General features: G+C 70.9%; 17 protein-coding genes and 1 pseudogene. 8 read left to right on the top strand and 10 right to left on the bottom strand.

Annotated elements, in window-relative coordinates:
* The first annotated feature begins 31 nt into the window (after window positions 1-31).
* The 3 genes from FHS39_RS10185 to FHS39_RS10175 all read left to right on the top strand — a co-directional run bounded on the left by FHS39_RS10185 (window position 32) and on the right by FHS39_RS10175 (window position 2831).
* Window positions 32-994, top strand: coding sequence for an ABC transporter ATP-binding protein (locus FHS39_RS10185; protein ID WP_184348526.1), 963 nt, complete (start codon window positions 32-34; stop codon window positions 992-994).
* Window positions 991-1758, top strand: coding sequence for an ABC transporter permease (locus FHS39_RS10180; RefSeq protein WP_184348524.1), 768 nt, complete (start codon window positions 991-993; stop codon window positions 1756-1758). The genes FHS39_RS10185 and FHS39_RS10180 overlap by 4 nt, the downstream gene beginning before the upstream one ends.
* A gap of 74 nt (window positions 1759-1832) precedes the next feature.
* Complete coding sequence (locus FHS39_RS10175; RefSeq protein WP_184348522.1) at window positions 1833-2831, top strand: COX15/CtaA family protein; 999 nt, start codon at window positions 1833-1835, stop codon at window positions 2829-2831.
* Here the strand turns inward: FHS39_RS10175 and FHS39_RS10170 are convergent.
* The 3 genes from FHS39_RS10170 to FHS39_RS10160 all read right to left on the bottom strand — a co-directional run bounded on the left by FHS39_RS10170 (window position 2804) and on the right by FHS39_RS10160 (window position 5301).
* Window positions 2804-3850, bottom strand: coding sequence for an amidohydrolase (locus FHS39_RS10170; protein ID WP_184348520.1), 1047 nt, complete (start codon window positions 3848-3850; stop codon window positions 2804-2806). The two genes, FHS39_RS10175 and FHS39_RS10170, sit on opposite strands and share 28 nt — an antisense overlap.
* 75 nt (window positions 3851-3925) lie before the next feature.
* Window positions 3926-4249, bottom strand: a complete 324-nt coding sequence (locus FHS39_RS10165; RefSeq protein WP_184348519.1) for a hypothetical protein — start codon at window positions 4247-4249, stop codon at window positions 3926-3928.
* A gap of 104 nt (window positions 4250-4353) precedes the next feature.
* Window positions 4354-5301, bottom strand: a complete 948-nt coding sequence (locus FHS39_RS10160; protein ID WP_184348517.1) for a heme o synthase — start codon at window positions 5299-5301, stop codon at window positions 4354-4356.
* Between the two features lie 401 nt (window positions 5302-5702).
* On the opposite strand from FHS39_RS10160, the gene tkt reads away from it, so the two are divergent.
* Genes tkt through pgl form a run of 5 tightly spaced genes read left to right on the top strand, consistent with a single transcriptional unit; the run spans window position 5703 to window position 12273 of the window.
* Window positions 5703-7784, top strand: a complete 2082-nt coding sequence (gene tkt, locus FHS39_RS10155) for a transketolase (protein WP_184348515.1) — start codon at window positions 5703-5705, stop codon at window positions 7782-7784.
* 35 nt (window positions 7785-7819) lie between these two features.
* The gene (tal, locus tag FHS39_RS10150; RefSeq protein ID WP_184348513.1) at window positions 7820-8935 is read left to right on the top strand and encodes a transaldolase; all 1116 of its coding nucleotides are present in this window, start codon (window positions 7820-7822) and stop codon (window positions 8933-8935) included.
* Window position 8936: 1 nt separating this feature from the next.
* The gene (zwf, locus tag FHS39_RS10145; protein WP_184348512.1) at window positions 8937-10460 is read left to right on the top strand and encodes a glucose-6-phosphate dehydrogenase; all 1524 of its coding nucleotides are present in this window, start codon (window positions 8937-8939) and stop codon (window positions 10458-10460) included.
* A complete protein-coding gene (gene opcA / locus FHS39_RS10140; protein WP_184348510.1) occupies window positions 10457-11497 on the top strand; it encodes a glucose-6-phosphate dehydrogenase assembly protein OpcA in 1041 nt (346 codons plus the stop codon). Before zwf ends, opcA begins: the two co-directional genes overlap by 4 nt.
* Window positions 11494-12273, top strand: coding sequence for a 6-phosphogluconolactonase (gene pgl / locus FHS39_RS10135; protein WP_184348508.1), 780 nt, complete (start codon window positions 11494-11496; stop codon window positions 12271-12273). The genes opcA and pgl overlap by 4 nt, the downstream gene beginning before the upstream one ends.
* Window positions 12274-12345: 72 nt before the next feature.
* Here the strand turns inward: pgl and pgi are convergent, their stop codons facing one another.
* From pgi to FHS39_RS10100, 7 genes and pseudogenes are all read right to left on the bottom strand, one after another.
* Window positions 12346-13998, bottom strand: a complete 1653-nt coding sequence (pgi, locus tag FHS39_RS10130) for a glucose-6-phosphate isomerase (RefSeq protein ID WP_184348862.1) — start codon at window positions 13996-13998, stop codon at window positions 12346-12348.
* 129 nt (window positions 13999-14127) lie between these two features.
* Window positions 14128-14463, bottom strand: coding sequence for an RNA polymerase-binding protein RbpA (locus tag FHS39_RS10125; RefSeq protein ID WP_079110552.1), 336 nt, complete (start codon window positions 14461-14463; stop codon window positions 14128-14130).
* A gap of 187 nt (window positions 14464-14650) precedes the next feature.
* Window positions 14651-14887: a preprotein translocase subunit SecG gene (gene secG / locus FHS39_RS10120; protein ID WP_184348506.1), complete on the bottom strand. Its 237-nt coding sequence runs from the start codon at window positions 14885-14887 to the stop codon at window positions 14651-14653.
* 110 nt (window positions 14888-14997) lie between these two features.
* Complete coding sequence (gene tpiA, locus FHS39_RS10115; protein WP_184348504.1) at window positions 14998-15774, bottom strand: triose-phosphate isomerase; 777 nt, start codon at window positions 15772-15774, stop codon at window positions 14998-15000.
* 6 nt (window positions 15775-15780) lie between these two features.
* Window positions 15781-16992: a phosphoglycerate kinase gene (locus FHS39_RS10110; RefSeq protein ID WP_184348502.1), complete on the bottom strand. Its 1212-nt coding sequence runs from the start codon at window positions 16990-16992 to the stop codon at window positions 15781-15783.
* Window positions 16993-17140: 148 nt separating this feature from the next.
* Window positions 17141-18145: a type I glyceraldehyde-3-phosphate dehydrogenase gene (gene gap, locus FHS39_RS10105; RefSeq protein ID WP_184348500.1), complete on the bottom strand. Its 1005-nt coding sequence runs from the start codon at window positions 18143-18145 to the stop codon at window positions 17141-17143.
* A 257-nt stretch (window positions 18146-18402) separates the two neighbouring features.
* Window positions 18403-20661, bottom strand: a pseudogene (locus FHS39_RS10100) (M14 family metallopeptidase); the annotation flags it as partial.
* Between the last annotated feature and the right edge of the window lie 26 nt (window positions 20662-20687).

Below are 20687 nucleotides of genomic sequence, written 5' to 3'. Positions count from 1 at the left end.
GCCCCCGCGCCGGGTTCGTAGACTTCCGGGCATGCGCAGCGCCTCCCCGGGGGACACCCCCCGACCCTCCGGCCGAGAGCCCGCGGTCGAAATCCACGGCCTGGTCAAGCGGTACGGGCCGAAGACCGCGGTGGACGGGCTGGACCTGACCGTCGCCACCGGCGGCGTGACCGCCGTCCTGGGCCCCAACGGCGCGGGCAAGACCACCACCATCGAGACCTGCGAGGGCTATCGCCGCCCCGACGCGGGCACGGTCCGGGTGCTGGGCCTCGACCCCGTCGCCGACTCGGCCGCCCTGCGCCCGCGCGTCGGCGTGATGCTGCAGAGCGGCGGAATCTACGCCGGGGCCCGTGCGGAGGAGATGCTCCGTCACACCGCGTCACTGCACGCCCACCCCCTGGACGTCGACGCGCTGGTCGAGCGGCTCGGGCTGGGCAGCTGCGGGCGCACGGCCTACCGGCGGCTGTCCGGCGGGCAGCAGCAGCGCCTCTCGCTCGCGATGGCCGTCGTCGGCCGCCCCGAGCTGGTCTTCCTGGACGAGCCGACCGCGGGCCTCGACCCGCAGGCCCGGCACGCCACCTGGGACCTGGTCCGCGAGCTGCGCACGGACGGCGTCACCGTCGTGCTGACCACGCACTACATGGACGAGGCCGAGCAGCTGGCGGACGACGTCGCGATCGTCGACGGCGGCAAGGTCATTGCCCAGGGCACCCCCGAGGAGCTGTGCCGGGGCGGGGCCGAGAACAGCCTGCGCTTCACCGGCCGCGCCGGCCTGGACGTCGCCTCGCTCCTGAAGGCCCTGCCCGACGGCTCGGCGGCCGTGGAGCTCGCCCCGGGCGCGTACCGCGTCAACGGCACCATCGACCCCCAGCTGCTCGCCACGGTGACGTCCTGGTGCGCCCAGCACGGCGTGATGCCGGACCGCATAACCGTGGAGCGGCACACACTCGAAGACGTCTTCTTGGAATTGACCGGCAGGGAGCTGCGCGCATGACCACGGGTACGTTCACCCCCCGGCCCGGGGCCGCGCCGCTGTCGCGGATGATCCGGGCGCAGGCCGCGCTGGAGACGCGGATGCTGCTGCGCAACGGCGAGCAGCTGCTGCTGACCGTCGTCATCCCGACGCTGCTGCTCGTCCTCTTCAGCGCCGTCGACATCGTCGACACCGGCGGGGGGAAGGCCGTGGACTTCCTGGCCCCCGGCGTCCTCGCCCTGGCCGTGATGTCCACGGCCTTCACCGGGCAGGCCATCGCCACCGGCTTCGAGCGCCGCTACGGCGTGCTCAAGCGGCTGGGCGCGTCCCCGCTGCCGCGGTGGGGGCTGATGACGGCGAAGACGTGTTCGGTGCTGGTGACGGAGGTCCTGCAGATCGCGCTGCTGACGGCCATCGCCTTCGCGCTCGGCTGGTCGCCGCACGGCAACCCGCTCTCCGCCGCCCTGCTGCTCCTCCTCGGCACGGCCGCCTTCTCCGGGCTCGGCCTGCTGATGGCGGGCACACTGAAGGCGGAGGCGACGCTGGCCGCGGCCAACCTCGTCTTCCTCCTGCTGCTGGTCGGCGGCGGGGTGATCGTGCCGCTGGAGAAGTTCCCGGATGCCGCCCGGGCGGTGCTGGAGCTGCTGCCGATCTCAGCCCTCTCCGGCGGGCTGCGGGACGTCCTGCGGGATGGCGCGGGCGTGCCCTGGGCCGACCTCGGCATCCTGGCCGCGTGGGCCGCGGCGGGCCTGGGCGCGGCGGGCCGCTTCTTCCGCTGGGAGTAAGGCCGGGCGGCGGGACATTTCGCCACGCACCCCCCTCGTGAATCCATGCACAAGCTGGCGCTTACGATGGCCGGGTGCCGAACATGCCGAACCCCATGCAGCTCATCGCCGACCGTTGGCAGCCCTCCGCGCGCTGGGTCCAACGGGCCGCGCTCGCCTGCGTCGTCATGGCGGTGGTCATCGTCGTGACGGGCGGTGCGGTCCGGCTCACCCAGTCCGGGCTGGGCTGCCCGACCTGGCCGACCTGTACCGAGGACAGCCTGACGCCGACGCCCGCGATGGGCATCAACGGCGTCATCGAGTTCACCAACCGCATGCTGACGTACGTGCTGTGCGCGGTCATCGGCGTGACGATCATCGCGGCACGCGCGCGTGCCCCGCGCCGCCGCAGCCTCACCCGGCTGGGGTGGGCGCAGTTCTGGATCGTCATGGGCAACGCGGTGGTCGGCGGCATAACGGTCCTGACGGGCCTGAACCCCTACATCGTCAGCGCGCACTTCCTGCTGTCGACCGCCCTGCTGACGGTCGCCGTGCTGATGTGGCAGCGCTCCCGCGAGGGCGACGAGGCCCCCCGTGAGCTGGTGGTCCGTCCGGTCCGTCAGCTGGCCGGGGTGCTGGTGGCCGCGACCGCGCTGCTGATAGTGATCGGCACGGTGGTCACGGGCGCGGGCAAGCACGCGGGCGACGCCTCCAAGAACGTCCGCCGCATTCCGCTGGACTGGCACGAGATCACCCAGCTGCACGTGGACTTCGTCTACATCGTCATCGGCCTGACCGTGGCCCTGTGGTTCACGCTGCGTGCCGTGAAGGCGCCGGCGGTCCCCCGCCGCACGGTGGCCGAGCTGTTCGCCGTGCTGATGCTCCAGGGCGTCATCGGCTACGTGCAGTACTTCAACGATTCGCCGGAGTTCGTGGTCGGCACGCACATGTTCGGCTCCTGCCTGGTGTGGATCGCCGTGCTGCGGGTCCTGCTGTCGCTGCGCGAGCGCGGCGAGGCGCCGGCGGTGCCCTCGCCGTCGGCCGGGCACGAGGCCCTCGGCGCCGGTCAGCCCGCGGCGGCGTCCAACCGGTAGACCCGGCGCGCGGTGCCGGCCGCCACGAGCGAGGCGATCCGCCCCGCCTCGGGCCGTCGGCACCAGCCGTCCGCGACCCAGTCGCCCATCAGCCGCTCCATGGCCCGTACGAACAGCCGGGCGGCCACCACGTACAGCTCGGCCAGCGCCCGTGCCCCGGTGGAGAACAGCAGCTTGCCGAACGGCGCCTCGCGCAGGGTCTCCTCCGGCCGGGCGCCGACGTCCGCGTAGACATGCGGGAAGGCGGCGGCCAGCCGGGCGGCCTGCCAGTGGTGCCAGGTGTCCGGGAGCAGCACCAGATCCACGCCCCGCCCCGCCGTGGCCCGCAGGAAGCCGGTCAGCGGCCGGGGGTCGGCGCAGTGCAGCTGCACGGGCAGTCCGGTGGCCACCGCGCTCCACAGCAGGTGCCGGACGAGCACCGGCTCCTCGGGCAGCTCACCCTTTCGACGGGTTCTCAGCCAGCGCCCCGCGGCGTCGCGGACCGTCGCGGCCGCGGGCGGGCTGCCGTCGCAGGCGGGGGCGCCGCAGGAGAAGGCGGTGGCGCTCCGGGCGGCCGCGTAGAGCGCTTCCGCGGCGTAGGCGAGGAAGGAGTCCACGCTGCCGGAGGTGTCGGCGATCTGCGCGGCGAGCGGTTCGAGCCGTACGACCTCGTGGGCGCGGCCCTCGGCCGCGCGGGCCAGCTCGGCGGGCGAGGTGAGGCCCTCGGGCACCCCCGCTTCCAGCAGGAAGGTGCCGATGCCCGCGCCGCGCAGCAGCAGGTGCCCCGCGCGGTAGGCGCCCAGCTCGCGGCGGCGGGCCAGGTAGCGCACGGGCGCGCAGTGCGGCTCCAGGCCGAGCAGGGGCGGGCACCAGCGGCGGACGGCGAGTCCGGCCCTGCTGTCGAAGAAGGTGGTGCCGGCCGGCGCGAGCCCGGTGGCCCCGGCGGCCCCGCCCAGATGCGTCTCGAACTCCCCCAGACCCAGCTCGCCGTGGACCGCCCCGTGGCTGTACTGGTCGACGAGCGGCGGTATGCCGTCCATCCGGTCCTCCTCGCCGGTCCCCCACCGCGCGGCGCGGCGCGCCGCTCCCGGTGGGTCTAACGGGCGAAGGGGCCGTCAGTTATCGGCGGGGCCGTTGCCCGGTCCGCCGATCTGGATGCCGGCCATCCGGGACCACTCGTAGGGCCCGGTGCGCACCTTCGCGGCCATCTCGCCGTCGAAGTCGTCGTGCAGGGTGATCCCGGCCAGTTCGGCGGCCTGCTTCGCGGTCTCGTGGGAGCGGGCGACGAGGTTGCCCCACTCGCCGTTGGCGCCGACCAGGGCGATGCGGGTGGTGCCGCGAGCGATGTGCGCGAGCTGGCCTTCGGCGCTGCCGCCGTGGCTCTGGGCGAAGGCGGTGATCTGCTTCGCCAGTTTCGCTGCCTGCTTGTTGTCTGCCATGGCCAGGATGCTACCGACGAGTAGTACATATGGCGACGGGCGGCCGCGTGGCCTGTGCCACGCGGCCGCCCGTCGGCGGATCAAGGTCTCTGGTGTCTGGGTGTCTAGCGCAGGAAGGGGTCGATGGCGACGGCCACGAACAGCAGCGACACGTACGTGATCGACCAGTGGAACAGGCGCATCTCCTTGAGCTTGGCGCCCGTGATGCCCGCCTTGGCCCGCGCCTGCAGCGCGTGCGCCTCCTTGAGCCAGAAGCCGCCGCACGCCAGGGCGACGACCGTGTAGAACCAGCCGGTGTAGCCGAGCGGGGTGAGCAGCAGCGACACGCCGACCATCACCCAGCTGTAGATGACGATCTGCTTGGCGACCGCCTTGTTGCCCGAGATCACCGGCAGCATCGGCACGCCGGCCCGCGCGTAGTCGTCCTTCACCTTCATCGACAGCGGCCAGTAGTGCGGCGGCGTCCAGAAGAACATGACCAGGAAGAGGACGAGCGCGGCCCAGGAGACCGAGTTGGTGACGGCGGACCAGCCGATGATGACCGGCAGGCAGCCGGCGATGCCGCCCCAGACGATGTTCTGCGCGGTGCGGCGCTTGAGGAGCATCGTGTAGATGACGACGTAGAAGGCGTTGGCCCCGAGCGCCAGCATCGCCGACAGCGGGTTGACCAGGAACCAGAACCACAGGGTGGAGCCCACGGTCAGGGCCGTGGCGAAGGCCAGGCACTCCTTCGGCGAGACCATCCCAGTGACCAGGGGGCGCTGGGCGGTGCGCTCCATCAGCGCGTCGATGTCCCGGTCGATGTACATGTTGTACGCGCCGGCGCCGCCCGCGGACAGGTAGCCGCCGATGCACGTGGCCAGGACCAGCCACAGGTCGGGCACGCCCTGTGCGGCGAGGAACATCACCGGCACCGTCGTCATCAGCAGCAGCTCGATGATCCGCGGCTTGGTCAGCGCCACGAAGGCCTTGGCACGGGCACCGAACGGCCGGTGACCGGGGCTCTCGCTCTCGGCAAGCAGCCCCGCAGGACGGGATTCGACGGCCGTCACGCACACCCCTGACAGAGATAAGGCCAGCAAGCATGTCCGGGGGGTCGAGAGCCCGGCGAAGGCTTGCGCGTACCACGCCACTTTAGACGCAGGGGACAGCGCGCCCTCCGCCGGGGTGGTGTCGTGTTGAGGGCGTACGGAACCCGGTCCGGGGCCCGGGCGTGTGTGACGCAAGGGGCGGGGAACCTGACAGAACGGTCGCGTTCAGGAGGCGGCCCGCCGGTATGACCGGCAGGCTGGACGCGAGGACCATCCGAGGGCACTCAAATGAGAGCCCCACAGCCCGCCTGATACGTCGAAAAGATGCGCGCCCAGCGGGGGTAGGCTCGTCACCGCCGCGTCGTGGCGGAACATACCGCCCCCGGCAATCAGAACCATGTGGAGAGGAGCCCTGACCCAGGGTGAGCAACAAGCCGACCACCACAGACCTGGAATGGACCGAACTGGACCAGCGGGCCGTCGATACAGCCCGCGTCCTGGCCATGGACTCCGTGCAGAAGGTCGGCAACGGCCATCCCGGCACGGCCATGAGCCTCGCGCCCGCCGCGTACCTGCTCTTCCAGAAGCTGATGCGGCACGACCCGAGTGACGCCGACTGGACCGGCCGCGACCGATTCGTCCTCTCCCCCGGCCACACCAGCCTGACCCTCTACGTCCAGCTCTTCATGGCCGGCTACGGCCTGGAGCTGTCGGACCTCAAGGCCTTCCGCACCTGGGACAGCAAGACCCCGGGCCACCCGGAGCACGGCCACACCCGCGGCGTGGAGACCACCACCGGCCCGCTCGGCCAGGGCATCGCCAACGCGGTGGGCATGGCCATGGCCGCCCGCTACGAGCGCGGTCTGTTCGACCCGGAGGCCCCGCAGGGCGAGTCGCCCTTCGACCACACCATCTGGGCCATCGTCTCCGACGGCGACCTGGAGGAGGGCATCTCCGCCGAGGCGTCCTCGCTGGCCGGCCACCAGAAGCTGGGCAACATCGTCGCGCTCTACGACGACAACCACATCTCGATCGAGGGCGACACCGAGACGGCGTTCTCGGAGGACGTCCTCAAGCGGTACGAGGCCTACGGCTGGCACGTGCAGCGCATCGAGCAGGGCGCCAACGGCGACTTCGACGTCAAGGCGCTGCACGCCGCCTTCCAGGCCGCCAAGGCCGAGACCGAGCGCCCCTCGATCATCGCCGCCCGGACGATCATCGCCTGGCCCGCGCCGAACGCCCAGAACACCGAGGCCTCCCACGGCTCGGCGCTCGGCGAGACCGAGGTCGCCGCGACCAAGCGGGTCATGGGCTTCGACCCCGAGCAGCACTTCCAGGTCGAGGACGAGGTCTTCACGCACGTCCGCAAGGTCGTCGACCGCGGCCGCGAGGCGCACGCCGCCTGGGACAAGCAGCTCCAGGAGTGGCGCCAGGCCAACCCCGAGCGCGCCGCCGAGTTCGACCGCATCAACGCGGGCGAGCTGCCCGACGCCTGGGAGAAGGCCGTCCCGGTCTTCCCGGCGGGCAAGGACGTCGCGACCCGCAAGGCGTCCGGCGAGGTCCTCAAGGCGCTCGGCGCCGTGGTCCCCGAGCTGTGGGGCGGCTCCGCCGACCTCGCCGGCTCGAACAACACCACGATCGACGCGTCGTCGTCCTTCCTCCCGGTGGGCAACCCCCTGCCGGAGGCGGACCCCTACGGCCGCACGATCCACTTCGGCATCCGCGAGCACGCCATGGGCTCGACCATGAACGGCATCGCGCTGCACGGCAACACCCGCGTCTACGGCGGCACCTTCCTGGTGTTCTCCGACTACATGCGCCCGGCCGTCCGCCTCGCCGCCCTGATGAAGCTGCCGGTCACCTATGTGTGGACGCACGACTCCATCGGCCTCGGCGAGGACGGCCCGACCCACCAGCCGGTCGAGCACATGGCCGCGCTGCGCGCCATCCCGGGCCTGAACATGGTCCGCCCGGCCGACGCCAACGAGACGGCGATCGCCTGGCGCGAGATCTTCAAGCGGCACACCAGCCACCCGGCGCCGCACGGCCTGGCCCTCACCCGCCAGAACGTGCCGACGTACGAGGCCAACGAGGGCGTCGCCAAGGGCGGCTACGTCCTGTTCGAGGCCGAGGGCGGCCGGCCGCAGGTGATCCTGATCGGCACCGGCTCCGAGGTCCAGCTGGCCGTCGAGGCCCGCGACATGCTCCAGGCCGAGGGCATCCCGACCCGCGTGGTCTCGATGCCGTCCGTCGAGTGGTTCGAGGAGCAGGACCAGGCCTACCGCGACGGCGTGCTGCTGCCCGACGTCAAGGCCCGGGTGGCCGTCGAGGCCGGTATCGGCCTGACCTGGTACCGCTACGTCGGCGAGGCCGGCCGGATCGTCTCCCTGGAGCACTTCGGCGCCTCCGCCGACTACAAGGTGCTCTACCGCGAGTTCGGTCTGACCTCCGACGCCGTCGTCGAGGCCGCCCGCGAGTCCATCGCCGACGCCAGCCGCCGCTGACGCCCGCACACGATCCAGTAGGAGATGCAGAACCCATGACAGACGCACTCAAGCGCCTCTCCGACGAGGGCGTCGCGATCTGGCTGGACGACCTGTCCCGCAAGCGCATCACGTCCGGGAACCTGGCCGAGCTGATCGACCAGAGCCACGTCGTGGGCGTCACGACCAACCCGTCGATCTTCCAGAAGGCGATCTCCGGCGGCGAGGGCTACCAGCAGCAGCTCGCCGACCTCGCGGCCCGCAAGGTCACCGTGGACGAGGCCATCCGCATGATCACGACGGCGGACGTCCGCGACGCCGCCGACATCCTGCGCCCGGTCTTCGACGCCACCGACGGCCAGGACGGCCGGGTCTCCATCGAGGTCGACCCGCGCCTGGCGCACGACACGGTCGCCACGGTCGCCGAGGCCAAGCAGCTGGCCTGGCTGGTGGACCGGCCCAACACCCTGATCAAGATCCCGGCCACCAAGGCGGGCCTGCCGGCCATCGCCGAGGTGATCGGCAAGGGCATCAGCGTCAACGTCACGCTGATCTTCTCCCTCGAGCGCTACCGCGCCGTGATGGACGCCTACCTGACCGGCCTGGAGAAGGCGAAGGCCGCGGGCCTGGACCTGTCGCTGATCCACTCGGTCGCGTCCTTCTTCGTGTCCCGCGTGGACACCGAGATCGACAAGCGTCTGGACGCCCTGGGCACCGAGGAGGCCAAGGCGCTGCGCGGCAAGGCCGCCCTCGCCAACGCCCGCCTGGCCTACCAGGCGTACGAGGAGGTCTTCTCCTCCGACCGCTGGGCCGCCCTGGAGAAGGCCGGCGCCAACAAGCAGCGTGCGCTGTGGGCCTCGACCGGCGTCAAGGACCCGGCCTACAAGGACACCCTGTACGTGGACGACCTGGTGGCGCCCAACACGGTCAACACCATGCCGGAGGCCACCCTGGAGGCCACCGCCGACCACGGGCAGATCACCGGTGACACCGTGCGCGGCACCTACGAGCAGGCCAAGGCCGAGCTCGACGCCCTGGCCAAGCTGGGCATCTCGTACGACGACGTCGTCCAGCTCCTGGAGGACGAGGGCGTCGACAAGTTCGAGCAGTCGTGGAACGACCTTCTGAAGTCCACCGAGGCGGAGCTCAAGCGCCTCGCTCCGGAGGCATGAATTGAGCAGCAGCAATCCGCTGCGTGACGCTCAGGACCGACGGCTCCCGCGCATCGCGGGGCCGTCGGGCCTGGTCATCTTTGGTGTCACGGGCGATTTGTCCAGGAAAAAGCTGATGCCGGCGGTCTACGACCTGGCCAACCGGGGACTGCTTCCGCCGGGTTTCTCCCTGATCGGCTTCGCCCGCCGCTCCTGGGCCGACGAGGACTTCGCGAGCGAGGTGTACGCGGCCGTCAAGGAGCACTCGCGCACCCCCTTCCGCGAGGAGGTCTGGCAGCAGCTGGTGCAGGGCTGCCGCTTCGTCGAGGGCGACTTCGACGACGACGAGGCCTTCGACACCCTCAAGACGACCATCGAGGAACTGGACAAGGCGCAGGGCACGGGCGGCAACTTCGCCTTCTACCTGTCCGTACCGCCCAAGTTCTTCCCCAAGGTCGTCCAGCAGCTGAAGAAGCACGGCCTGGCCGACCAGAAGGAGGGCTCCTGGCGGCGCGCCGTCATCGAGAAGCCCTTCGGGCACAACCTGGCCAGCGCCCAGGAGCTCAACCGGATCGTCCACGAGGTCTTCCCGCCTGAAGAGGTCTTCCGGATCGACCACTACCTGGGCAAGGAGACGGTCCAGAACATCCTGGCGCTGCGCTTCGCCAACACCCTCTTCGAGCCGATCTGGAACCGGTCCTTCGTCGACCATGTGCAGATCACCATGGCCGAGGACATCGGCATCGGCGGCCGCGCGGGCTACTACGACGGCATCGGCGCCGCCCGTGACGTCATCCAGAACCACCTGCTGCAGCTGCTCGCGCTGACCGCCATGGAGGAGCCCGCCTCCTTCGACGCGGACGCGCTGGTGGCGGAGAAGACCAAGGTGCTGGGCGCCGTCCGGCTGCCCAAGGACCTCGGCAAGGAGACCGTGCGCGGCCAGTACGCCCACGGCTGGCAGGGCGGCGAGGAGGTCGTCGGCTACCTCGAGGAAGACGGCATCGACGCCAAGTCGAAGACCGACACCTATGCCGCGATCAAGCTGGAGATCGACAACCGCCGCTGGGCGGGCGTCCCCTTCTACCTGCGCACCGGCAAGCGGCTCGGCCGCCGCGTCACCGAGATCGCGGTCGTCTTCCAGCGCGCCCCGCACTCGCCCTTCGACCACACCGCGACCGAGGAGCTGGGGCAGAACGCCCTGGTCATCCGGGTGCAGCCGGACGAGGGCGTCACCATGCGGTTCGGCTCCAAGGTGCCGGGCACCTCGATGGAGGTCCGGGACGTCTCGATGGACTTCGCCTACGGCGAGTCCTTCACCGAGTCCAGCCCGGAGGCGTACGAGCGGCTCATCCTCGATGTGCTGCTCGGCGACGCCAACCTCTTCCCGCGCCTCACGGAGGTCGAGCTGTCCTGGCGGATCCTCGACCCGATCGAGGAGTACTGGGACAAGCACGGCAAGCCCGCGCAGTACCCGGCCGGCACCTGGGGGCCGGTCGAGGCGGACGAGATGCTCGCACGAGATGGACGGAGCTGGCGTCGGCCATGAAAATGGATCTCACGGACACCACGGCCAGCAAGATCAACAATGCGCTGGTCGAGGGGCGGCGGGCGATCGGCACCCCCGCCATCGGCATGGTGCTCACCCTCGTCATCGTCACCGACGAGGAGCACGCCTACGACGCGCTCAAGGCGGCCAACGAGGCCTCCCGCGAGCACCCCTCGCGCAAGCTGGTCGTCATCAAGCGGGTGAGCCGCTCGCCGCGCGACCGCGCCCAGGCCCGGCTCGACGCCGAGGTGCGGGTGGGCGCGGCGGCCGGCACCGGCGAGACGGTGGTGCTGCGCCTGTACGGCGAGGTGATAGACCACGCCCAGTCGGTGGTGCTGCCCCTGCTGCTGCCGGACGCGCCCGTCGTCGTCTGGTGGCCGGTCAACTCTCCGCTCAACCCGGAGAAGGACCCCCTCGGTGCGCTCGCCCAGCGCCGGGTCACCGACACCTACGCCGCCGAGGACCCGGTCTCCGAGCTCTCGGCCCGCGCGGCCAACTACGCGCCCGGCGACACCGACCTGGCCTGGACCCGGATCACGCCGTGGCGCTCGATGCTCGCGGCGGCCCTGGACCAGCAGACCGTCGAGGTCACCTCGGCGGAGGTGGAGGGCGAGGCCTACAACCCCAGCGGCGAACTGCTGGCCATGTGGCTGGCGGACCGGCTCGGGGTGACGGCCCGCCGGACCGTCTCCGAGGGGCCGGGCCTGACGGCCGTCCGCCTGGAGACCAAGAACGGTCCCGTCACCCTGGACCGTCCCGACGGCTCGCTCGCCAAGCTCACCATGCGCGGCCAGCCGGACCGCGCGGTGGCGCTCAAGCGCCGGGACACCGCCGAGCTGCTCGCGGAGGAGCTGCGGCGGCTGGACCCTGACACGGTCTACGAGTCGACGCTGAAGTACGGCGTCGAGCGGCTCGGCGACGCCGGGGCGCCCGCGGCGGACTCCGGGAAGGCCGAGGAGCAGGACGCCTCCGAGGCGTCCGGGGCCAAGCCCGCGGCGGCGAAGAAGGCACCCGCCAAGAAGGCGGCGACCAAGTGAGCACGCCTCAGATCGTCGTCCACCGGGACAAGGAGCTGATGGCGCAGGCCGCGGCAGCCCGGCTGATCACGAAGATCGTGGACGCACAGGCCGCGCGCGGCTCGGCGTCCGTGGTCCTCACGGGCGGCCGCAACGGCAACGGGCTGCTCGCCGCCCTGGCCGCCGCGCCCGCCCGGGACGCCGTCGACTGGTCGCGGCTGGACCTGTGGTGGGGCGACGAGCGGTTCCTGCCGGAGGGCCACCCGGAGCGCAACGACACACAGGCCCGGGCGGCGCTGCTGGACTCGGTGGACGTCGATCCGGCGCGGGTGCACTCCATGCCGTCGGCGGACGGCCGCTACGACGACGCGGACGCGGCGGCCGAGGCATACGCGGCCGAACTGGCCGCGGCGGCCCGGCCCGAGGACCATGCGGCGGTGCCGTCCTTCGACGTACTGCTGCTGGGCGTCGGCCCGGACACGCACGTGGCGTCGCTCTTCCCCGAGCTCCCGGGCGTCCGGGAGACCGAGCGCACGGTCGTCGGCGTCCACGGCGCGCCCAAGCCGCCGCCGACGCGGGTGTCGCTGACCCTGCCGGCGATCCGCTCGGCGCGCGAGGTGTGGCTGCTGGCGGCGGGCGAGGACAAGGCGGGGGCGGTGGCCCTGGCCCTCAGCGGTGCCGGCGAGGTCCAGGCCCCGGCGGCCGGCGCCCGCGGCTCGCGCCGCACGCTGTGGCTGCTGGACGCCGCCGCTGCCGCGAAGCTCCCGCGGGACCTGTATCCCCCGGCATCGCCCTGACGCTGCCGCATACGGCGATGGGCCCGGTCTCCTCTCGGAGGCCGGGCCCATCGCCGTATGTGCCGGTAGCGCCTAGCGCCCCCGCAGCTCGCGGTAGCGCGAGACCAGGGTGGCCGTGGACGCGTCCAGCCCCGGCACGTCCGCGCCCTCCGTGAGCGCGGGCTCGACCCGCTTGGCGAGGACCTTGCCGAGCTCGACGCCCCACTGGTCGAAGGAGTCGATGTTCCAGATGGCCCCCTGCACGAAGACCTTGTGCTCATACAGGGCGATCAGCTGACCCAGCACCGACGGGGACAGCTCGTTCGCCAGGATCGTCGTCGTCGGGCGGTTGCCGGGGAACGTCTTGTGCGGGACCAGCTCCGCCGGTACGCCCTCCGCCGCGACCTCCTCCGGCGTCTTGCCGAAGGCGAGCGCCTGGCCCTGGGCGAACAGGTTGGCCATCAGCAGGTCGTGCTGGGGCACCAGCCCCTGCGGCAGGTCGGCCACGGGACGGGCGAAGCCCAGCAGGTCCGCCGGGATCAGCTTCGTCCCCTGGTGGATCAACTGGTAGTAGGCGTGCTGCCCGTTCGTCCCCGGGGTGCCCCAGACGACCGGACCCGTCTGCCAGTTGACGGGGTTTCCGTCGCGGTCCACGGACTTGCCGTTGGACTCCATGTCCAGCTGCTGCAGATACGCGGCGAACTTCGACAGGTAGTGGCTGTAGGGCAGCACCGCATGCGACTGGGCGTCGTGGAAATTGCCGTACCAGACGCCCAGCAGAGCGAGCAGCACCGGCGCGTTCTCCTCCAGCGGCGCCGTGCGGAAGTGCTCGTCGACGAGGTGGAAGCCGGCGAGCATCTCGCGGAAGCGGTCCGGGCCGATGGCGAGCATCAGGGACAGCCCGATGGCCGAATCGTAGGAGTAACGCCCGCCGACCCAGTCCCAGAACTCGAACATGTTGGCCGTGTCGATGCCGAACTCGGAGACCTTCTCCTCGTTCGTCGACAGCGCCACGAAGTGCTTGGCCACCGCCTCCTCGCCCGCCTGCAGCCCGGCCAGCAGCCAGTTGCGCGCGGACGTGGCGTTGGTGATGGTCTCGATCGTCGTGAAGGTCTTGGAGGCGACGATGAAGAGCGTCTCGGCCGGGTCCAGGTCCCGCACGGCCTCGTGCAGATCGGCACCGTCCACGTTGGAGACGAAACGGAACGTCAGGTCACGGTGGGTGTAGGCGCGCAGCGCCTCGTACGCCATCGCCGGACCGAGGTCGGAGCCGCCGATACCGATGTTGACGACGTTTTTGATGCGCCGGCCCGTGTGGCCCTTCCAGTCGCCCGACAGGACCCGGTCGCAGAAGACCTGCATCTTGCGCAGGACGGCGTGCACGGCGGGCACCACGTTCTGCCCGTCGACCTCGACGACGGCCGACTCCGGGGCGCGCAGGGCGGTGTGCAGCACCGCGCGGCCCTCGGTGGTGTTGATCTTCTCGCCGCGGAACATGGCGTCACGCAGCTCGGTGACACCGCGGGCCGCCGCGAGCTCGCGCAGCAGGCGCAGGGTCTCGTCGGTGACAAGGTGCTTGGAGTAGTCGAGGTACAGGTCGCCGACGGTGAGCGCGTAGCTCTCCGCGCGTCGCGGGTCGTCGGCGAAGAGCCGGCGCAGCTGCACCTCCCCCAGTTGCTCCCGGTGCTTGGCCAGCGCGTTCCACTCCGGAGTCCGGTCCAGCCCGGTGCGGCCTTCTGCGTTCATCTCGGACATCAGCCCACTTCTACTCGGTAGCTGCCTCGCACACCCAACCTAAAGGATGAAAGCGGCCCGGCCGCACACCTGCGTCAGGTGTGCGGCCGGGCCGCTTGGCGCTGTTCGGCTGTCGCCGTCTCAGATCTCCCCGCGGAGCTTGGCGAGCGCCTCCGCGAGGATCGCCTCGCCGTCGGCGTCGCTGCGCCGCTCTCGGACGTAGGCGAGGTGCGTCTTGTAGGGCTCGGTGCGGGGCGGGTCCGGCGGGCTGTCCCGGTCCTGGCCGGCCGGGAAGCCGCAGCGCGGGCAGTCCCAGGTGTCCGGCACCTGTGCGTCGCTGGCGAAGCTCGGCTGCGTCTCGTGCCCGTTAGAGCACCAGAAGGAGATGCGGAGGCGCGGCGCGGACTCGCCCCGCTCGGCCTCGCCCATCGGCCCCGCCCCGACCCGGCTTCCCCGGATCGCGTTGCCACTTGCCACGGTCGTAACTCCCTGCGTGATGGTGCTGCACTGTGCCGGATAGCGGCTGCGCGCCGCGGCGTCGCTCTGGACGGCTTCGCTGCGGGCGCCCCAGTCTACGTAAGGCCCAACGCGCGTCCAGTGGCAGGAGTTACAGCCCGGCCGCGAGGACGCGAGCCCAATAATAGGCCGCGCCCACGACGGTACGTCAGCTATGGAGCTTCATCAGCAGGCCAAGCGCGACAATGCACGCGAACCAGAGCAGTCCGACAACGATGGTGATGCGGTCGAGGTTGCGCTCGGCCACCGAGGAACCGCCGACCGAGGACTGCATGCCACCGCCGAACATGTCGGACAGACCGCCGCCCTTCCCCTTGTGCATGAGCACCAGCATCATCATCAGCAGGCTGAAGACGATGAGGGCGATCGAGAACCCCAAGACCACGGCTGGACCAACTCTCTCGGATCTGTGAACGAAAGTGGGGCCGGGTGGCGCGAACACGCCGGTCCCGGCCCCGACAGGGTACGACGGCGGGGGGCCGTCGTCATAGCCGTCTACTGATCGCGGAAACGGACGATCTTGACGAACTCGTCGGCGTCCAGTGCGGCACCGCCGATCAGCGCGCCGTCCACGTCCGGCTGCGCCATGATCGCGGCGACGTTGGAGGCCTTGACCGAGCCGCCGTACTGGATGCGGACCTTGTCGGCCAGCTCGGGGCTGTACAGCTCGGCCAGGCGGCGGCGGATCGCGCCGCACACTTCCTGCGCGTCCTCGGGCGTGGCGACCTCGCCGGTGCCGATCGCCCAGACGGGCTCGTAGGCGATGACGACGGTCTCCGCGTGCTCGGCCGGGACGTCCTTGAGGGCGCCGTCGACCTGCGCGAGGGTGTGCGCGACCTGGTTGCCCGCCTTGCGGACCTCCAGGCCCTCGCCGACGCACAGGATCGGGGTCAGGCCGTGCCGGTAGGCCGCCTTGACCTTGGCGTTGCACAGCTCGTCGGTCTCGCCGTGGTACTGGCGGCGCTCGGAGTGCCCGACCGCCACGTAGGTGCACTTGAGCTTGGCGAGCATGGCGCCGGAGGTCTCGCCGGTGTACGCACCGGAGTCGTACGCCGAAAGGTCCTGGGCCCCGTACTTGATCTTCAGCTTGTCGCCGTCGACCAGGGTCTGCACCGAGCGGAGGTCGGTGAAGGGCGGCAGGACGGCGACCTCGGTGGCCTCGTAGTCCTTGTCGGCGAGGGTGAAGGCGAGCTTCTGGACGTGCGCGATGGCCTCGAGGTGGTTGAGGTTCATCTTCCAGTTGCCCGCCATCAGCGGGGTGCGTTCACTCACGGTGGTTCAGTCCTCCAGTGCGGCGAGGCCGGGGAGCGTCTTGCCCTCGAGGTATTCGAGGCTGGCGCCGCCGCCGGTCGAGATGTGGCCGAAAGCGTTCTCGTCGAAGCCAAGGGTGCGCACGGCGGCGGCCGAATCGCCACCACCCACGACGGTGAAGCCGGAGCAGTCGACGAGCGCCTGCGCGACGGCCTTGGTGCCGCCCGCGTAGTCGGGGTGCTCGAAGACGCCCATCGGACCGTTCCAGAAGACGGTGCCCGCGTCGGCGAGCTTCGCGGCGTAGAGCTCGCGCGTCTTCGGGCCGATGTCCAGGCCCTCCTTGTCGGCCGGGATGGCGTCCGAGGAGACGGTCTCCGGGTTGGCCGGGGCCTTGGTCTTCAGGTCCGGGAATTCGGCCGAGACCAGGACGTCGACGGGGAGCACGAACTCCACGCCGCGCTTCTCCGCCTCGGCCAGGTAGGCCAGGCAGGTGTCCTTCTGGTCCTCCTGCAGCAGCGAGATGCCCACCTCGTGGCCCTTGGCGGCCAGGAAGGTGTAGGACATGCCGCCGCCGATGAGGATCCGGTCGGCCTTCTTCAGCAGGTTGTCGATGACGCCCAGCTTGTCGGAGACCTTGGCGCCGCCGAGGACCACCACGTAGGGGCGTGCGACGTCCTCGGTGAGCTTCTTCAGGACGCCGACCTCGGTGGCGATCAGACCGCCCGCGGCGTGCGGCAGGCGCGCCGGCAGGTCGAAGACCGAGGCGTGCTTGCGGTGCACCGCACCGAAGCCGTCGCCCACGTAGAGGTCGGCCAGCGACGCGAGCGCATCGGCGAAGGCGCCGCGCTCCGCATCGTCCTTGCTGGTCTCGCCCGCATTGAAACGGAGGTTCTCCAGCAGCGTGACCTCGCCGTTCGCCATGGCGGCAACGGTGGCCTTCGCGCTGTCGCCGACCGTGTCGGTGGCGAACGAGACGTTCTTGCCCAGGATCTCGCCGAGCCGCTTCGCGGCCGGGGAGAGGGAGAACCGGGGCTCCGGGGCGCCCTTGGGACGGCCCAGGTGGGAGGCGACGATCACCTTGGCGCCCGCCTCGGCGAGCTTGGCGATGGTCGGGGCGACGGCGCGGATGCGGCCGTCGTCGGTGATGGTGGTGCCGTCGAGCGGCACGTTGAGGTCGGCGCGGACGAAAACCCGCTTGCCCTCGACGCCGTCCTGGACGAGTTCGTCGATCGTCTTCATGCAGTGACTCCGGTTGGGGGCCGACTCCCAGCGGTGGCTGGGGGATTCCATGAGTGACAGTCATAGGACGGGGCTCGTACGGCGCACCGTCGCGCCGTACGAGCCCCGTCCCTACATCTCGGTGCCTGTGACAGCCGTCAGGCAGCCGTCAGAGCTTGCCGCCGACGAACACGGTCAGGTCGACCAGGCGGTTGGAGTAACCCCACTCGTTGTCGTACCAGCCGACGACCTTGACCTGCTTGCCCTGGACCATCGTGAGCTGCGAGTCGAAGGTGCAGGAGGCCGGCCAGTTGACGATGTCGGAGGAGACGATCGCGTCCTCGGTGTACTCGAGGATGCCCTTGAGCTCGCCCTGGGCGGCCTTCTGGAAGGCGGCGTTGATCTCGTCCTTGCTGACCTCGCGGTCGAGCTCGAGGACCAGGTCGGTGACCGAGCCGGTCGGGACCGGCACGCGCATGGCGATGCCGTCCAGCTTGCCCTTGAGCTGCGGGAGGACCAGGGCGGTGGCCTTGGCGGCACCGGTGGAGGTCGGGATGATGTTCTCCGCGGCGGCCCGCGCACGGCGCAGGTCCTTGTGCGGGAAGTCCAGGATCCGCTGGTCGTTGGTGTACGCGTGGACCGTGGTCATCATGCCCTTGACGATGCCGAAGTTCTCGTCGAGAACCTTGGCCATCGGCGCCACGCAGTTGGTGGTGCAGGAGGCGTTGGAGATGACGTGGTGGTTGGCCGCGTCGTACTTGTCCTGGTTGACGCCCATCACGATGGTGATGTCCTCGCCGGAGGCGGGGGCGGAGATCAGGACCTTCTTGGCGCCGGCCTGGATGTGCTTCTCGGCGTCGGCCTTCTTGGTGAAGATGCCGGTCGACTCGATGACGATGTCGGCGCCGAGCTCGCCCCACGGGAGGGCGGCCGGGTCACGCTCGGCCATCGTCTTGAAGGTCTGGTTGCCGACAGTGATCGTGTTGTCGGTGTGGCTGACGTCCTGCTTCAGACGGCCCAGGATGCTGTCGTACTTCAGCAGGTGAACCAGGGTGGCGTTGTCGGTCAGGTCGTTGACGCCGACGATCTCGATGTCCGCACCCTGCTCCAGGAGCGCGCGGAAGTAGTTACGACCGATACGGCCAAAGCCGTTGATGCCTACGCGGATCGTCACGAACCGATCTCCTCGTTGGTGTGCCGGGCTGTCCGCCGGCGGGTGTATGGGATGTCCCCGACCACCACCGACCCTACCTCTAACAAGGGAGGGACGTGACATTGGCGGCGCCTGCCCGCACCCCCTCGGAGGGCAAGCGCGGGCAGGCATCCGGGCTCTCGGCGTCAGCCGCGCACAGCGTGCAGGAGGGCGCTCATAAGTGCAGTGCGCTCTCGGGCATCCGGGACATTCTCCAGACCGAAGCCGAGGAGCGCGGTGTCACGCGTAGTGACAGCCGCGGCACGGTGCACGGGCCCGGCCGAGCCGTCACGGAGAGTGACCTTGCCGGTGTAGTCGCCCGCGGCGGCGCTGCGGAACTGCGGGAAGCGGTCGGGCGGCAGCTCGTCCGAAACGGGGCGGTAGGCACCGCCCGCTCCGGTGGTCAGGGCGACCGTCACCCCGGTGAGCTCACCGGCCCCGGTGAAGCGCGACGGGGCGGCGACGGTCGTGCGGTCGCCCGCGCCGAGGTAGTACTGCGCGAAGTCGTCGGTGTCGGCGTCGCCGACCTTCGACTCGCCGCCGGCCTCGACCCCCGTGGCGATCAGCTTGCCGCCTTCGTTGACGAAGTCGCGTACGGCCAGCAGCGTGGCGCCGTCGGGGTGGGCGGTGCCGGAGTTCCACACGACGGTGTCGAAGCCGGAGAGCACGCCCAGCGCATGCGGTGCGCCCTGGGTCGCGACGTCCCAGACGGCCGCGGTGCGGCCGTTGTCGGCGAGTGCCGCGGTGTAGTCGGCGGAGTGCCGGCCGGCAGTGGTGCCGCCCTCGTCGGAGATGACCAGGGTGTCGGCGCCGCGCGGCCGCTCGGCCACGGTGAAGGTGAAGGGCTCGCTCGCGGTCGGCTTGCCCTCGCGGGTGCGGCCGGTGAACCACACCCGCACGGTGGCGCCGGGGCGCGCGTCCTCGACGGTGGCGCGGTACCGGTCGAAGCGGAGGTTGTCCTCGCCGCCGTAGCGGTCGCCGCCGTCCCAGGCCCGCAGCTGCTCGGTGTGCGTACGGCCGCCGTCGACGGTGTAGTTGAGGCGCTTGTCGCGCACGCTCTTGCGGGCGGTGACGGCGACGGCCTGCTTACCGCCGCGCGCATAGGAGGCGGTGAAGACGTCGGGCGTGAAGTCCGGTGCGCTCAGACCGACCGAGGAGGAGGGGCGGTCGGCGTGGGCGGCGGTCTCGGCGACGGACAGGGCGAAGGGGAGGTTCTTCGTGAACTCGCCCTGGATCAGCTTCTCGTCGTCGGGGAAGTTGAAGGAGGACGGGCAGTCGGCCGGGTTCCAGCGGTCGTTGGGGTCGACGCGCGAGGCGGTCTCGCAGGTGGACATCTCCGGCGTGAACATCATCGTGCCGTTGACGTTGGCCGCATGGCCGTCGGCCTCGCCGTTGGTGGTGTACAGCTCGGAGGAGAGCTGCGGGCGGTAGCCGGGGATCGCGGACTTCTCGGGGGTGCCGGCCAGCGCCCGGTAGAGGACGTCGTCGGGGGTGGGGGTGGCCACCTGCCAGCCGACGCCGTAGAGCAGGAGCTCGGCGGCCGAGTGGTAGTTGACGGCGTAGGTGAAGTGGTGGCGCTTTTCGAAGGCGTCCAGGGCGCGCGTCTCGGGCTCGGAGGCGGGCGCGGGCCCGCGGTAGGTCTCGGAGCCGGGCCGGGCGGACGAACCCTCGTTGTCGTAGCCCCACTTGTAGGGGAAGTTGCGGTTGAGGTCGACGCCGTCGCCGGGGGTGATCTTCCCGTCGCCGTTGTTGTCCCGCAGGTTCTTGCGCCACAGCCGGCTGGCAGGGCTCTCGAAGGTGAAGTCGTAGCCGTCGGGGTTGGCCGAGAGGACGAACCACAGCTCGGTGCGGTCCATGATCTTGGTGATCCGCTCGTCCTTGCCGTAGCGGTCGAGGTAGTGGTGCATCAGCCGTCGGGTCATCTCCGGGGTGATCCACTCGCGGGCGTGCTGGTTGGACATGTAGAGCACGGCGGGCTTGGCGCCGTCGGGCGTCCTGGCCGCGTCCTTGCCTATCTTGACGGCGAGGATGTCCTGGCCGCGCACGGTCTTGCCGATGGCGACGGCCTTGGCGAGGCCGGGGTGGCTGCGGGCGGTGTCGGTGATCTCCTGCTTGAGGCCGTTCTTCCCGCTGTACGGGCGGAAGACGCCGTCGCCCGCGGCCGCGAGGCGCTTTCGGGTGCGCTCCGGCAGGCGCTTCTCGGTGAGGGCGATGCCCTGGCCGCGTAACTCGCGGGCCTGGTCGCCGGTCAGGTAGAGCTCGACCGGCGCAGCCTTGCCGTCGGCGGGGCGCTTGGTCAGTTCGTGTCCGTCGGCACCGGCCTTGAGCAGGATGGGTATCTGCTCGGCGGTGACCTGGGCGGTCCATACGGACAGGGCGGCGGAATCCGCCCCGGCCGGGCCGTCCGGCCGTGGTTGTGCGTGGGTGTAGGGCGCCGCCGCGAGCCCGCCGAGGAACAGCGAAGCCGCCGCGAGAACCGTGCCCGCTCTGCGTCTCATGAGCCCCCCTTGCTGTAGTCCGTCAC

The sequence above is a fragment of the Streptomyces olivoverticillatus genome (assembly GCF_014203555.1).
In the GTDB taxonomy this organism is placed as follows: domain Bacteria; phylum Actinomycetota; class Actinomycetes; order Streptomycetales; family Streptomycetaceae; genus Streptomyces; species Streptomyces olivoverticillatus.
Note: the sequence above shows the minus strand (reverse complement) of the source record. Positions and strands in the feature narration are given on the sequence as shown.